The 14,434-nt window shown below is 62.6% G+C and carries 14 protein-coding genes and 2 pseudogenes; 9 read left to right on the top strand and 7 right to left on the bottom strand.

Translation table 11 applies throughout. From position 1 onward, the window contains the following. Both AC1D1P_RS04065 and AC1D1P_RS04060 read right to left on the bottom strand, forming a co-directional pair. Positions 1-381 (bottom strand): annotated as a pseudogene (locus AC1D1P_RS04065) (glycerol acyltransferase); the annotation flags it as partial. 15 nt (positions 382-396) lie between these two features. After that, complete coding sequence (locus tag AC1D1P_RS04060; protein WP_477672158.1) at positions 397-1,308, bottom strand: hypothetical protein; 912 nt, start codon at positions 1,306-1,308, stop codon at positions 397-399. A gap of 113 nt (positions 1,309-1,421) precedes the next feature. Between AC1D1P_RS04060 and AC1D1P_RS04055 the strand changes: the two genes are divergently transcribed. Together AC1D1P_RS04055 and AC1D1P_RS04050 are read left to right on the top strand one after the other, a co-directional pair. Beyond that, positions 1,422-2,153: a helix-turn-helix domain-containing protein gene (locus AC1D1P_RS04055; RefSeq protein ID WP_477668728.1), complete on the top strand. Its 732-nt coding sequence runs from the start codon at positions 1,422-1,424 to the stop codon at positions 2,151-2,153. A gap of 229 nt (positions 2,154-2,382) precedes the next feature. Then, positions 2,383-3,540 (top strand): hypothetical protein, encoded by a 1,158-nt coding sequence (locus tag AC1D1P_RS04050; RefSeq protein WP_477672157.1) that lies wholly within the window; start codon positions 2,383-2,385, stop codon positions 3,538-3,540. Positions 3,541-3,654: 114 nt separating this feature from the next. Here the strand turns inward: AC1D1P_RS04050 and AC1D1P_RS04045 are convergent, their stop codons facing one another. Both AC1D1P_RS04045 and AC1D1P_RS04040 read right to left on the bottom strand, forming a co-directional pair. Next, positions 3,655-4,932, bottom strand: coding sequence for an FIST signal transduction protein (locus tag AC1D1P_RS04045; protein WP_477668730.1), 1,278 nt, complete (start codon positions 4,930-4,932; stop codon positions 3,655-3,657). 37 nt (positions 4,933-4,969) lie between these two features. After that, a complete protein-coding gene (locus AC1D1P_RS04040) occupies positions 4,970-5,827 on the bottom strand; it encodes a PhaM family polyhydroxyalkanoate granule multifunctional regulatory protein (protein WP_477672156.1) in 858 nt (285 codons plus the stop codon). Between the two features lie 297 nt (positions 5,828-6,124). Here AC1D1P_RS04040 and AC1D1P_RS04035 point away from each other — a divergent pair, with 297 nt between their 5' ends. The 3 genes from AC1D1P_RS04035 to AC1D1P_RS04025 are packed head-to-tail and all read left to right on the top strand — an operon-like array spanning position 6,125 to position 8,341. Further along, positions 6,125-6,556 (top strand): VOC family protein, encoded by a 432-nt coding sequence (locus tag AC1D1P_RS04035; RefSeq protein WP_477668732.1) that lies wholly within the window; start codon positions 6,125-6,127, stop codon positions 6,554-6,556. A 7-nt stretch (positions 6,557-6,563) separates the two neighbouring features. Continuing rightward, entirely contained in the window at positions 6,564-7,169 is a 606-nt protein-coding gene (locus tag AC1D1P_RS04030) for a MarC family protein (RefSeq protein ID WP_477668733.1), read from the top strand. Between the two features lie 8 nt (positions 7,170-7,177). Next, positions 7,178-8,341 (top strand): toxin-antitoxin system YwqK family antitoxin, encoded by a 1,164-nt coding sequence (locus tag AC1D1P_RS04025; RefSeq protein ID WP_477672155.1) that lies wholly within the window; start codon positions 7,178-7,180, stop codon positions 8,339-8,341. Between the two features lie 109 nt (positions 8,342-8,450). On the opposite strand, the gene AC1D1P_RS04020 is transcribed toward AC1D1P_RS04025, so the two are convergent. Then, positions 8,451-9,434, bottom strand: coding sequence for a fumarylacetoacetate hydrolase family protein (locus AC1D1P_RS04020; protein ID WP_477672154.1), 984 nt, complete (start codon positions 9,432-9,434; stop codon positions 8,451-8,453). 174 nt (positions 9,435-9,608) lie between these two features. Here AC1D1P_RS04020 and AC1D1P_RS04015 point away from each other — a divergent pair, with 174 nt between their 5' ends. The 3 genes from AC1D1P_RS04015 (at position 9,609) to AC1D1P_RS04005 (ending at position 11,935) form a co-directional block, all read left to right on the top strand. Beyond that, positions 9,609-10,421: an IclR family transcriptional regulator gene (locus tag AC1D1P_RS04015; RefSeq protein ID WP_477668934.1), complete on the top strand. Its 813-nt coding sequence runs from the start codon at positions 9,609-9,611 to the stop codon at positions 10,419-10,421. A 356-nt stretch (positions 10,422-10,777) separates the two neighbouring features. Further along, positions 10,778-11,497 (top strand): DUF3108 domain-containing protein, encoded by a 720-nt coding sequence (locus AC1D1P_RS04010; RefSeq protein WP_477668736.1) that lies wholly within the window; start codon positions 10,778-10,780, stop codon positions 11,495-11,497. 156 nt (positions 11,498-11,653) lie between these two features. Then, positions 11,654-11,935 carry a BTH_I0359 family protein gene (locus AC1D1P_RS04005; protein ID WP_477656579.1) on the top strand — a complete coding sequence of 94 codons (282 nt, stop codon included), beginning with the start codon at positions 11,654-11,656 and terminating at the stop codon, positions 11,933-11,935. A gap of 184 nt (positions 11,936-12,119) precedes the next feature. Here the strand turns inward: AC1D1P_RS04005 and AC1D1P_RS04000 are convergent. After that, a pseudogene (locus tag AC1D1P_RS04000) lies at positions 12,120-12,344 on the bottom strand (AbrB family transcriptional regulator); the annotation flags it as partial. A 53-nt stretch (positions 12,345-12,397) separates the two neighbouring features. Here AC1D1P_RS04000 and AC1D1P_RS03995 point away from each other — a divergent pair. Further along, on the top strand, positions 12,398-13,261 hold the full coding sequence (locus AC1D1P_RS03995; protein ID WP_477672153.1) for a ChaN family lipoprotein: 864 nt from the start codon (positions 12,398-12,400) through the stop codon (positions 13,259-13,261). Positions 13,262-13,290: 29 nt separating this feature from the next. Here AC1D1P_RS03995 and aptA read toward each other — a convergent pair. Continuing rightward, on the bottom strand, positions 13,291-14,434 hold a 1,144-nt coding region (aptA, locus tag AC1D1P_RS03990; protein WP_477672152.1), incomplete at its 5' end, for an omega-aminotransferase AptA.

Raw genomic sequence — 14,434 nt, 5'->3', positions numbered from 1 at the left:
CACCTGGACATTGGCATTGCTGCTCATGAAGCCGACCGCAGCGATCAGCATGATCACCACTTCCAGGTTCTTGACAAAGCGGATCACGCGCGTCTTCTCGAACTTGTCGGTGAGCTGCCCGCTGGTGGCCGAGAACAGCAGAAACGGCAGGATGAACAGAGCTCCAATGGCCAGCCCCGCCAGCGCGGGAGGCAGCCAGCTCACGCTGAGCTGGTAGGTCACCATCACGGTGAAGGCAAACTTGAAAAGGTTGTCGTTGGCCGCCCCTGAAAACTGCGTCCAGAAGAAAGGGGCGAAGCGGCGCTGCTTGAGGAGCGCGAACTGGTTCGGATGCTCGTGAACGGGGGGTGGCGACACCGCGGCGGCCATATCAACAGGCATGCTTGACTCCTCTTTTCAGTTGTTGTGCGGCAGACTGTGGCGGGATGGCCTGCCTGCTCTGTTTTTGAATGCTGCTGTGGATTCTGCCTTGAATTTTCGGGCGTCCAGAAGCGCCGCAACGACGGGCCAGGCAGCACAACTGGCCACCACGTGCTTCAGGGTGTGGCCCGAAACCAGCTGACCCGTCCATTCGAACACCGCGTGGTCACCCAGCTCGAGCAGCTTGGCCAGCGCATAAATGGCCACCACCAGCATCCAGCGGATGGGCAACACCCGCCCTGCCAGCGTGGGCCGCAAACAGGCGACGCCGACAATCAGCAACATGCCACCGAGTTGCAAAACGGCCCAGGGCAGCACATTGCCCGTGTGCGACCACAGATGCACGGACAACGGTCCGAGAACGAGGACTGCTGCAGCAACCGCTACACCGGCACGGGTGCTGACGGCCTGCATGGTGCCAAGCCCGAGCAAGCCGGCGAAGGCAAACACCATGCCGCCCCGATCCCAGACCAGCCCGGCATCTCCCGGCTGCAGATGGTAGGCTGCAGAAACCATGGAGGTGAGGGCCAAGCCGGCAAAGAACAGCCCTGCGAAACCTGCGGCTGCGGCGCTGAGCGCCCGCGCCTTCACTGCACGCACAAGGGCCCAGGCACCCGCCAGGCCCCACAGCATGAACGGCAGGTTGCTGAGGACGTCCATCGCATGCGGCAACCATCCCCAGGCTCGTTGGTCGGCGAAGTCGTGATAGTGCAAAGGCTGCGCCACCGACGGCCCCAGCAATGCCGCCGCCAGCATCGCAAGCAACACGCCGGCGAGCGCGCATTCGCGGCGGCAGGCCGGGGCTTTCCAGCCCGATACCTTCATCTGCGCAAACCAGGAAGGCGGCGGCACAACACGGCGGTGGGCGGTTTTCAGGCTGATTGGCATGGGGCAGCTCCTGTGTGAATGAAGCTGCACTGTGCAGGCCAAGCGCCGGAAGAAGCACCGGAATTAGAACCAGTTCTTACTATTCATCCCGAAAGTACCGATAATCGATACTCATGAGCACTACCGCAGATCTTGTCATCGTCCTCAAAAAGGAACTCAAGGCGGCGCGCATGACGTACGCCGACCTGGCCGTCAAACTCGGCATGGCCGAGTCAAGCGTCAAGCGCATGCTGGCCAGGGGCGATATGCCCCTCTCGCGTATCGACGCGATCTGCCGCGCGCTCAAGCTGGACTTTGCCGACCTGGCCAGGCGCATCGCCGACACCCAGCCCCTGCTGGCGGAGCTGACCGAAGCACAGGAAAAAGCCGTGGTGGCCGACAAGAAGCTGTTGCTGGCCGCCATCTGCGTGCTGTCGCAATGGACGCTGGAGCAAATCACCACCAGTTACCGGCTGACCGAAGCCGAGTGCATCAAATACCTCGCGCAACTGGACCGCATCGGCATCATCGAGCTCAAGCCGCTGAACCGCTACCGGCTCAAGCTCGCCAAGACCTTCCGCTGGCGACCGCACGGGCCGGTCATGGACTACTTCCGCGAAAACGCCCTGCTTGACTATTTTTCCGGTGGATTTGACGGCAATGGCGAAGGCCTGCTGCTGGTGCACGGCTCCATCAGCCGCGGCCTGGCGCCTTCGTTCCTGGAGCGCATGCAGCGGGTGGCGCAAGACTTTGCCCAACAGCACCAGACCGACCAGAAGCTGGGCGACAAGGACCGCGAAGGATTCACCTTGCTGCTGGCCATGCGGAGCTGGGAGTTCGAGGCCTTCGCTGCACTTCGTAGGTAACACCCCCGTTCAGACTCACTTCGTGTAGTCTGCTCCCCCCTCAAGGGGGCGACCCCTGCGGCCCGGCAAAGCCGGTTCCGCGGGGCCTGCTGGTACTCCCTTGTTGGCATACTCGACATATTGCATGCAATTACATTAGCCAACTAAGTAAATTTGATGTTTACTGGTATTATTCAGCTGATTACGGCTTGCTCGGCTATTTTGTGCATGCAATTCCGACGAAATCACGATGAAACCCATCTCCACCTACGTTGGCCTGCCCATCCCGGTTGCGGCCAATCTGACCGACACCAAATACTTCTTCCAGGCGCTGGACAACTTCTCGCGCGTGATGGCGATACGTCCCGGTGACCGGGTGCTGATGCTGGTCGACCCTCTGCTGGACCCGCGCGTGATCGACGCCGTGATCGGCATTGCCAAGTCACGCGGCGCCGAGGTGCGCATTTACATGGAGCCGAGCACGCAGGTGACCGCCGTGCCTGAAGAAGTGCATGCCATGCTGAAGAAGGCCACTTTTGTGGTGTCTACCTGGTTCTGCTCCATCCTCGACCCTTTGTGCATCAACCTGCGCCGCACCGGCCAGCGTTGGGTCAAGATCACCTACTTTCGCAACCTGGATCTGCTGCACACGCCGCAAGCGCGCTTTCCGGTCGATCTCATCGGTGAGATCATCCGCCAAACGGCCAGCCGTTACCCGACCGAAGGCGATTTCGACCTGCGCTTCACCGATCCGCGGGGCAGCGACTTCCGCATCAGCTTCACGCAGGCGATGCGCGCCAACCAGTTGGCCACCAACCGCTGGCGCGGCCAGATGACGGCCGAGGAAGACGGCTGTTATGTGCACTACCTGCCGACACACGGCCCCAATCTGTGGGACCACAACTCGGTCAAGAATGATTTCAAGGCCGTGGTGCCCATGGCGGGCGTGCTTTACCCGCAATGGGCGGTCGGTTTTGCCAAACCGTTCGAGGAAAAAATCGCCGTCCATTTTGAAGGCGACACAATTTCATCGGTTGAGGGAATTTCAGAAGAAGCGGTGATCCTGCGCGAGATGCTGGTCGGTGGCCGCATGATCGAAGGCGGCGGCTGCGGCTTCAACCCCAAGGCGCCGCGCCACACCGTGTACCCGGCCGGCTCAAACTCTCCCGGAGCGCTGCACTTCGGCATCGACCTGGCGCAACCCAGCCACTACATACGCCGTGTCATGCCTGACTGGGAAGAGCCGCCCGTGCACATGGACCTCATCACGCTGGACAGCACCGTGACTGCAGGGGGCTGCACCCTGATCAAGGACGGTTTTTTGTGCGCACTGCGCGACCCGTCAGTGGTGGCGCTGGCAGCGCGCTATGGCGACCCTGTCGAATTGCTGGAAGCTCAGGTTTTATAGCTCCCCACGGCCTCTTCAAGCGGGGGCCGCGGTCCGGCTTTGCCGGCCGCGAGGCGCCCGTCCCCTGGAAGGGGAAAAGGCGCTACACGCAGTGAGCGTCCGATAGGGGTAAACCTAGGCAGGTGACGTAAACACCGTCAGCACGCCGGTGTAGCCGTACAGATGGTGACGGGCGATCTCACCGCCGGCGAAAAAACCAACCAGCGGCACATCGCCCAGGGCCCGCCGCACGATCTGCAGTTCGGCACTGGGCGCGCCGAAGTGCGGGCCGCCACGGCCGGAGCAACTGACGTACACCGCGCCCGCAATGCGCCGGGCCGCATGCGGCGTGGCTTCGGCCTCTGACGCGCTCAAGGCGCTGGCAACTTCCAGCGTGACTTCTTCCGGTTCCAGCTCTTCACGAATCTCGGCGCACACACGCACCAGGTCGGCGCGCGCGGCTTCCATGTTGCGTTCGCAGAAAGCCAGCTTCATGCCCACGACGGGCACCTCCGCGATGGCAATCCCCTTGCGCGCCGGATCCAGCCCGATCAGGTGGCGCACCAGCACCTCTGCGCCAAACTGGCCGTGYCGGCCGGCGCCGTCATGGGGAATGTCTGCCGGGCGGCTCAAGCCGACAAGCGTGGTCCGCACTTTGGCCAAGGCCTCCCGCGGCTCATCAAGCGACACGTCCAGGTCTGCCAGCATCACCTCCAGTGCCGGCTGTCCATCGAGCTCGGTCACCACATTGGACTCGCAGGCCGTGATCTCATGATGCGCAGACACCGGCCGGCACCCTTGGGTAATGCGTGACATCAGTGCCGCGCCCTGGCCAAAAGCCACACCGCTGAGGCCCCCGGTGAAGACACCGCCGGCCGCGCCCTGCCCCTTGACATTGCCATGCCCGCTGAGGGAAAACTGCACCGTACTGGAGCGGCTGGAGGCCAGGCCGCCAAACACATAGCCGCTGCCGGTGCGCTGTGCCATTTCGTCGATCAGTTCGGCAACGTCGGGCGTTCCGGCGTCCGCATGCACCAGCGCCGTATGCGCCTTGAACCTTCCCTGGCTGGCCGGGGGCAAGGGCGACACCCCGGAGAACACACGGTACTGGTCATGCGGAAGCTCGCAGAGCATGACCGTGAGCGCCGGCTCGTCAAAGTACTCGACGTTGTTGGAGGCGATACCCACACCCACCGTGCCGCTCCAGTCGGTGATGTCGGGCAATTCGGCGCTCAGATGGTCAAGAATATCCTGCGCGTGTGCCGCATAGTGATCGGTGATGTAGAGCAGCGCCAGCGTGGGCGATTTGGCGTAGCCGGGCAATGCGAGGTAGGCGCGCAGCTGCGCCAGCACAAGGCCTGCTGCCATCTGCCATTGCGGATGTGTGGCGTGGCCGTAGGGAAAAAGCTTCATGGCGTCCTGGTGAAATTCAGTGAAAAGTCAGCCTGTATCAACGCGTGGTTTTGCGTGCGGCTTTAGTTGCGGCCTTGCGCGCCGGCACCTTGGCCTTGGGTTTCGTTTTTGCGGCAGTTTTGCCGGCCGCGGGTGTAGGCCAAGCTTGGCTGCTGCGCAGGGCCGTGTTCATGGCCGCGCGTGCACCGCCCGCCACGGTTTTACCAGCGGACTCCGCCATGTTGCGGGCCATGCCCGTTGCCATGCCGGTGGCGGTCTTCATCGCGTCCTTGGCAAGGCCGGTCGCCAGGCTTTTGGTGGTGTCCATGGCCGTTTTTTTGGCGGCATCCTTCATGGCATCTGCCGCAATCGTCTGGAACTGCTGGGTCAGCGCGCCCCACCACTGCATCGGGTCCACCACGCCGGCCGGCTGCGCGCCGGCCTTGGCCGCGCCGGGTGCCTTGGCCTTGGATGTGGCGGCCGGCTTGTCCGCGCCAAAGCTCGTTGGCGGGACCTCCAGCCCCGAAAACGTGCGGGCCTTGTCGGCCACACGCTGCACGCCACCGGCCACGCTGTCGGCCACCTTGAGCTTGAAGGCATTGGCCACATCGCCCATGTTGAAGTTCATGCCTTTGAGGGTAGCCAGCGTCATCTTCTGCACCTCCAGCGCCTGGATGGTCGCCTTGAGCGCCGTGGCGTTCTGGTCAAGCCAGAACTGGACAGCCTTGAGTTCATCGATGCGCTTGTCGAGTTCTTCAACATTCAGCGTGGGCGCTACCCAGTTGCCCAGGTTGGGCAACTGCGGAATGCTTTGTGTGGCGCTGCCTGCCGCCTGTTTGGCCAGGTTCTGCAAAAAGTCAAAGCCGGGCACCAGCTTGCCGAAACCGGGGAAAGAAGGGTTGTCCGCGTCGCTCATGAATGTCTCCTGGCAGGTTGTGCACGATTTGCATCGGGCGGCTGGATGATCCAGCGCACGCCTTCATTGTGCAACGCCGCAGCAGCGCGTCAACCGCTTTTTGTGTTTTCAGCAGGCAAACACCAGGGTCGAACCGGTATTGATACGGATTCAAGCAAGAAACACCCACAGACCTTTACCGACAAGCGCAAATCGCTATCTATTTCATAGCATTCATCGGCAGGCATGGCGCCATGCCTGTTGCCGGCCGGGCTGCAAAAGCGTCTCTTTCGGGCAATGCCCTGATAAGCTTGCACCATGAAAAGCCTCTTTCACTTTGCCTTCAATGTCAGAGACCTCAACGTGGCCCGCCAGTTTTATGGCGGGGTCCTGGGATGCGCGGAAGGCCGCTCGGCCCCTACCTGGGTCGACTACGACTTTTTCGGCCACCAGCTGTCGCTCCACCTGGGCGAACCGTTCAAGACAGAGCGCACCGGCCATGTTGGCGACAAGCTTGTTCCCATGCCGCATTTCGGCCTGGTGCTTGCCCTGGCCGACTGGCAGGCCCTGGCGCAGCGCCTGCAAGCGGCCCGCATGGAGTTTGTGCTGGAGCCGCAAGTGCGCTTTGCAGGAGAAGCCGGCGAGCAATGGACCATGTTTTTCTGCGACCCCTTCGGCAACCCCATCGAGATCAAGGGTTTCCAATCACTTGAAGCCCTTTATTCGGCTAACACGGCCCGACATATCTGACATACATATGGCCTATACCTTTGCTTCCGCCACGGTGTTGCTGCTGCTGATCACCGATCCGTTCGGCAATATTCCGATTTTTGTCAACGCCCTGAAGGGTGTGGCGCCGGAGCGGCGCATGCGCGTCATCCTGCGTGAGGTGCTGATCGCGTTTTTGCTGCTGCTGGCCTTCATGTTTGTCGGCGACGGCTTCCTGCGCCTGATGAACCTCAGCGATTTGTCGCTGCAGATTGCCGGCGCGGTGGTCATGTTCCTGATCGCGCTGCGCATGATTTTCCCGTCGGACCAGCCCGAGGCCGCGCCGCTGCAGGGCGAGCCGCTGATTGTGCCGCTGGCGATTCCCGCGCTGGCCGGCCCCTCGGCGCTGGCCACGGTCATGTTGCTGGTGTCCCAGGCGCCGGCGCGGCGGCTTGAATGGATCGCGGCGCTGTGCGTGACCATGGCGGTGTGCGCCGTGGTGCTGGTGCTGTCCGAGCGAATCCAGCGGGTGGCAGGCGACCGCGTGATGATGGCCTTCGAGCGCCTGATGGGCCTCATCCTCGTGGCGATTTCGGTCGAGATGCTCCTGCGCGGCATACGGCTGTTCATCAGCCAAACCGGGGCTGCTGCATGAAAAAATCCGTGCAACGCCTCGTCCTCCTTTGTGCCTGCGCATTGGCCTCGCCGTGGGCACATGCGGTGCAAGACTGCGAAATCAACGGTGAAAGCGTCAACCCCAACAATGGCAACACCACGGCCGGCAAAACCGGCATCATGCGCTGCAAGGACCGGGACACAGGCCGGCTGATGCGCGAACAGGAGCTGCAGGGCGGCAAGTTCATGGGTTTGATGCGCTACTACCAGAACGGCAAGCTACAGCGGGAATACGGCGAAAACGAGCGCGGCAACCGCCATGGCCGCGCGCGTGAATTCGCACCGGACGGCCAGGTGCTGCGCGACTCCATCTACGACAACGGCACCGAGGCCGGCCTGGCGCGCAGCTTTCACACCAATGGGCAGTTGCGGCGCATCGTGTTTTACGGGCCGCGCGCAGGCGGCAGCGTCGAGCAGGCCTATGCCGAATTCAATGACCGCGGCCAGCTCCAGGCCTTGCGCTGCGGCGACAAGCCTTTGCTGGCAGCGCCGGCCGAGGACGCCCGTTGGTGCGGTTTTTCGGGCGGCACCTCAAAGATCGAACTCTTCAGCAGCAAGGGMGTGCTGAATGGCACCAGCAGTTACCTGGCCGGAAAACGCATTCGCCATGAAACGCTGGGCGAGAGTGGCAAGCCGGATTACCTGGACGAGGTATCGGGCAACATTCGCACTGAACGCTATTTCAACAACGCCGGCGTCAGGCGGCGCGAAGTCCAGTGGCTGCTGGAGACCAACCCGTCAAAAACCTCGTTCAAGGAACGCGAGCAGGAGTTCGCCGACAGCGGCGCCCTGACGCGCGACAGGCGCTGGTCGGCCGGCAAGCCGGTCAGCGACCAGACTTACTACCTGAACGGCCAGCCGCGCAGCAAAACCGAGTACGGCGGCGAAGGCGACACCGCCTGGCTGCAGACTACCGACTTCTTCGACAGCGGGAAAATCGCCGCCGCCGGCCGCTACACAGCCTCCAACCGCTACCGGCAACTGCCCCAGGGTACGCACCAGCGCTTTAACGAAGCCGGCAGGCTGGTGGCCGAATCGAGCTACGACGAGCGCGGCCGCATCACGCGCGAGAGAACCTGGGACGACGAGGGCAAGCCATCACGTGACGACGCCGTGTTCGAAGACGGCTCGCGCAAGGCTTATTCAAGATAACACCCCCGTCCAGGCTCACTGCGTGTAGCCTGCTCCCCCCTCGAGGGGGCGGCGCCAGCGGCCCGGCAAAGCCGGTTCCGCGGCCCCTGCTGGTTTTATTCGGGGTAGCTCAGACGTTCTCGACAATTTTTTGGTCGATGGCGCCAAATACTGAGAGCCCATCCTTGCCCTTGGCTTCAATGCGGATGGTGTCGCCGAACTTCATGAACTCGGTTTTGGGCCTGCCATCCTCGATGGTTTCGATGGCGCGCTTTTCAGCGATGCAGCTGTAGCCGTGGCTCCAGTCCTTGTTGCTGACGGTGCCTGAACCGATGATGCTGCCGGCACGGACATTGCGGGTCTTGCAGATATGGGCGATCAGCTGGCCGAAACTGAATGTCATCTCGGGGCCGGCTTCGCACATACCGACCTTGCGGCCGTTCCAGGTGCTTTGCAGGGTCATGTGCAGGCGGCCCTTTTCCCAGGCGTCGCCCACTTCGTCCAGCGTCACTGCCACCGGGCTGAAAGCGGTTGCCGGTTTGCTCTGGAAGAAACCGAAACCCTTGGCCAGTTCATCGGGGATCAGGTTGCGCAAGGACACGTCGTTGGCCAGCATCAGCAGGCGCACGCCTTCCAGCGCCTGTTCGGGGGTGGCGCGCATGGGCACATCGCCGGTGATCACGGCGATCTCGGCCTCGAAGTCAATGCCGAACTCCTCGCTCGCCACCACCACATCGTCGCAGGGCCCAATGAAATCGTCGCTACCGCCCTGGTACATCAGCGGGTTGGTGTAAAAACTTTCCGGCACTTCGGCATTGCGCGCCTTTCGCACCAGTTCCACGTGGTTGATATAGGCCGAGCCGTCAGCCCACTGGTAGGCGCGCGGCAGCGGTGCCATGCAGCGCGATGGCTCAAACGGAAAAGCGTGCCTCGCCTTTCCCTGGTTCAATGTTTCGTACAAGTCCTGCAACTGCGGCGACATGAAGTTCCAGTCGTCCAGCACCTGCTGCAATTTGCCCGCGATGCCCGTCGCATAATGGGCTGTTGAAAGATCGCGCGACACCACGACCAGCTGGCCGTCGCGTGAAGAGTCTTTGTAGGTGGCAAGTTTCATCAATATCCTGATTGGTGGCTGTCGGCTTTCGCAGAAGGCCTGATTGTGCCGTGGCCGGCGGTGGCATCCGGCCCCGCGTTACGATCCATGCATCCACAGTCTCACGGCGAACCTGAAATTCTAGTCAAGCCCATGAAAGTCAGCCCAGGCGCCCCCGCAACAGCACGCAGCAGCCTGCCGCCGCAACGCGCGGGCATTCAGTCGGTCGAGGTCGGCTTCAGCTTGCTGGAGTCGCTCTCCACCTCACCCGGCCCGCTGATGCTTCGCGACCTGGCAGCCGCAGCGGGCATGAGTGCGGCCAAGGCACACCGTTATCTCGTCAGTTTTCAGCGGCTGGCACTGGTCGTCCAGGACGAGGCAACCGCCCGATACGACCTCGGCCCGGCTGCGCTCAAGTTAGGACTCGCTTCCCTTTCGAGATTGGACAGCGTGAAGCTGGCCCGTCAGCTCATGCCGCGCCTGATGATGCAAACCGGCCAGACCCTGGCACTGGCGGTCTGGGGCAACCAGGGACCAACCCTCGTCCACTGGGAGGAATCGCCGCAGTCTGTGACGGTCAACCTGCGGCTGGGCGACGTCATGCCGCTGCTGTCGTCCGCCACGGGCTTGTGCTTTGCCGCATTTTTGTCTTCGAACCTGCCCAAGGCCAAAGCCAAACCACAAGGGAGGCTGGCGCTGCTGGTCAGGGCTGAACTGACACGCAACCAGAAGCTGGCGCGAAAAGATGTTCCCGCCACCATGGCCGAGCTGAATGCCTTGCTGGAAGATATCCGCCGCCGCGGCATGGCGCGCGCAGTCAATACCCTGCTGCCCGGCGTAGCCGGCTTCTGTGCGCCGGTGTTCGATGCCGACGGCCATCTCGCGCTCGGCATTGTGGCGCTGGGTTCGCTTGCAACGTTTGATCCGGACTGGGACGGCGCGGTGGCACGGCCGCTGGCCGCCGCCGCCCGGCAACTTTCCGGTGATCTTGGATTCACACAGGCGTGACCGCGTCCACCGACCGCTATCCTTCGGCGCCTCGCTGGCGTGTGCTTGCTGCGCTGGCTGCAGGGGTGCTGGCTGTCCACACGCTGGTGCTGAAATCAGCGCCGGTACGATTCGGCCCCGAGCAAACTGCCGCCTCCCCACGCAGCGAGGCTTTCGCAACGCGCAGCATCGCACCGCCTCCTGCACCGACATCGCTTGCCCCCGCGCCTTCCGCACCGCCCCCAAAGCCCAGGATATTCAAGAAGAAACCCGCCGTAACCCAAGAGAGTCCAGCGCAACCAGCTACTGATTTGATAGCTATCTCGCCTCCCGAGGTGGTGACATCCAGCACGCCCCAGGTAGAAAATCCGCAAAGCATGCCCGCACAGGCAACGCCCACAATCGCTGCTGCCAGCGCCCCCGCGACAGTCGACCCAGACCAGTCGGCGGTGACGGCGGTGGCCTTGCCGGAAAGCGCGCGACTGGAATACAAAATGACCGGCAGCGCAAAGGGCTTGAACTACCACGCGGACGCCGAACTGGGATGGCGCTATTCAGGCGACAACTACAGCGCCTCCATGCGCGTCAGCGCATTGTTTTTAGGTTCACGCAGCATGGCAAGCACCGGGCAGGTGGGTCCGGAAGGCTTGGCGCCAACCCGCTTTTCCGACAAATCAAGAAGCGAAGTGGCCGCGCATTTTGAAGCAGACAAGGGGCAGATCACCTTCAGCGCCAATACGCCGACGGTCCCCTGGATCAAGGGTGCACAGGACCGGGTCAGCGTCTTCATCCAGCTGGCTGCCATACTGGCGGGCAACCCGGCCGGCTTTCCGGCGGGCTCCACCATTTCAATTTACACCGTGGGACCGCGGGATGCAGACACCTGGACGTTCCGGGTGGAAGGCGAAGAGAAAATGGTACTTCCCTATGGCGAGCTGAATACGCTCAAACTCACCCGTCAGCCCCGGCGTGAGTTCGATCAGAAAGTGGAACTCTGGTATGCCCCGTCACTGGGGTATCTTCCCGTTCGCAGCAGGATCACCCAGCAGAACGGGGATTTCATTGACCAGCAGCTCAGCGCGATCACCAAGAGCTGAGTTCAACAAACCGGCGTTGTTATGCCGCACGGAGGTGCCCGTTTTATGTGCGGTTTTACACGCACTACGCGCCTTTACCGCATGCTTTCGCACTTAACCCCCCGGGCCCTTGAACTTGGCCTCATCGTTGCTATCTGAAGCTAAAGGACCTACACCATGCAAATGCTTTACGACTCGGAATCTTTTGCTGTCATGCAGATTCACGCCAATGCGCCGGAAGAATCCGCGCCTGTCCCGGCCGTTCCCGAATTGGCCCGGCATGGCTTCGAAATCGTCGACAAGCGTTCGGGCAAGGAGGTCTATCTGGATGGATCCTGGGCTGAAATGTTCCAGCAGCGCCTGAGCGCCTGGGCGCAAAACACTCCCACGCAAGAAGAAATCGAAGACACGCTGGAAGGCTACAGCGGTCTTGCCAACACGCCGATATCGCTTCATTAGAAGTAGAGCCTCCACGGTCTCTCACTTCGGGTAGCTCCTTGCCCCCGAGGGGGCCGCTGTGCCTGCGGTCTGGCGGAGCCAGCCCCGCGGCCCCTTGAAGGAGCGCCCCCCCGCTGGGTGTGTCTTTCTGCCCAATCAATCGCCTGGCGGGCTTTCTGCCTGCACCACCAGCGGCGTGAGGTGCAAGTGCGCAGCCGATGATCCATTGCCCGAAGTTGCGCAGTGGCGTCCAGCTGGCCGTAGGTCCGCCCAGCATTGACACCACCGCCGTCGCCAGCAAGGGGCCGATCATCCAGGGCAAAGGCGTGCGCAGCGCAATACACAAGAAAGCGGCACCCCAGGCCAGCAACAAGGTCAGGACGACACGTACGGGCGGGGACTGGGCGGCACGGTGGGGCAAGGAAGGCATGGCAGAGCGTAACGGCGCGGAACAGAAGCCGCTGGAAGCGGTAGTATCCATCGATGCGCCACCTCCTCACCCCTCATGCTTTGGCATGCCTTGTCTGCGCCGCCACGGCGGCTTTGGCGGGAGGCTGCGCGGGACGGCCCGAAGCGCCCATCCTGCAGGTGCAGGGCAGCGAAACCGCACAGACATCCACCCGGCTGGAGGCGCTGCTCCCTGCCGACGTCCTGATCCTCGGGGAGCAGCACGACGCCGCTGAGCACCAGACAATCGAGCAGCAGGTGGTCGCCGCCCTGGCGGCCAAAGGGGCGCTGGCTGCCGTAGCCCTTGAGATGGCCGACACGGGTGCAAGTACTTCCGCGCTCAGACCCAGCGCCACCGAGCAGCAGGTGCGCAATGCGCTCAACTGGAACGATAAGGGCTGGCCATGGACAGCCTACGGCCCTACCGTGATGACCGCGGTGCGCGCCGGTGTCCCCGTGATGGGCGCCAATCTGCCCCGGGCGCAAATGCCGGAAAGCATGGCCGACAATCGGCTTGACGCCCGCTTGCCAGGCCCCGCCCTCAAAGCCCAGCAGCAGTTAATCCGTCTCGGCCACTGCAACCTGTTGCCTGAGGGCCAGATCACGCCCATGACACGTATCCAGATTGCCAAGGACATCACCATGGCCAACACCCTGGGGCAGGCCGTGCTGCCCGGCAAGACAGTGCTGCTGCTGGCCGGAAGCGGCCATGCGAACCGGCAATTGGGCGTACCGTTGCACCTGCCGACGGACATAAAAGCCAAAGTAGTGCGCCTGCTTGCCGGGAACCCCGCGAATGCCGAGAAGGCAGACGCTTTCGACGCCGTGTGGGCAACGGCCCCGCTCCGGGAGACCGACTATTGCGCGGGCCTGCAGAAGCAGCTGGCACCCAAACCCTGAAGAGCCTTTTGGGGCTCGGCTGGCGGAAATCAGGTGTTTTTGCGGATGGCGTCGGCAACCACATTGACGATGCGGTCGATATGTTCTTTTTCGACGATGTAGGGTGGACAGACCACGATGTTGTCAGCCGCCGGCCTCACCAGCACACCGTTGTGGAAGCAGTCCATGAAGATGTCATACGCGCGCTTGCCCGGCACACCCGTCACCGGCGCCAGCTCGACCGCGCCGGCCAGTCCCAGGCTKCGAATACCGATCACATTGGGCAGGCCCTTCAGGCCGCTGTGCATCGCGTCGCCCAATACCTTGCCCATCTGGCCGGCACGTTCATACAGCTGTTCTTCCTTGAACAGCTCCAGCGTCGCAATTGCGGCCGCGCAAGCGACCGGGTGGCCGGAGTAGGTATAGCCGTGAAAGAACTCCACGGCATGCTCGGGCGCACCGGCATTGGCATTCATCATGCCGTCATAGATGCGGTCGGAGCAGATCACACCACCCAGCGGGATGACACCGTTGGTCACGCATTTGGCGAAGTTGAGCATGTCGGGCACCACACCGTAATAGTCTGCCCCGAAACCGGTGCCCAGGCGGCCGAAGCCCGTGATGACTTCATCAAAAATCAGCAGGATGCCGTGCTTGTCGCAAATTTCGCGCAGCCGTTTCAGGTAGCCCTTGGGCGGGAGGTACCATCCGGCGCTTCCTGATACCGGCTCGACGATGACGGCAGCCACGTTGCTCGGGTCGTGCAGCGGCAGGATGCGATTTTCCAGTTCCAGCAGCAGGTCTTCCTGCCACACGGGCTCAGCACCGTTGATGTAGGCATGATTGACCGGGTCATGGATGAAGCGCATGTGGTCCACGCGAGGCAACAGCGCGGCGCCATACACCTTGCGGTTGGCCGGAATGCCGCCCACGCTCATGCCGCCGAAACCAACGCCGTGGTAACCCTTTTCACGGCCGATGAATACATTGCGGTGGCCTTCGCCCCGCGCACGGTGGTAAGCCAGCGCGACCTTCAACGACGTGTCCGCGGCCTCCGAACCCGAATTACAGAACAGCACCTTGTTGAGGTCACCTGGCGCCATGCCAGCAATGATCTCGGCGGCCTTGAAGGCCTGATCGTTGCTGGCCTGGAAAGCGGTCGCGTAGTCCAGCGTATCGAGCTGCTTCTTGATG

The organism is Polaromonas sp. P1_E1_2 (assembly GCF_056406035.1).
The sequence above is the reverse complement of the archived record's forward strand: the minus strand, read 5'-3'. Positions and strand labels throughout refer to the sequence as shown.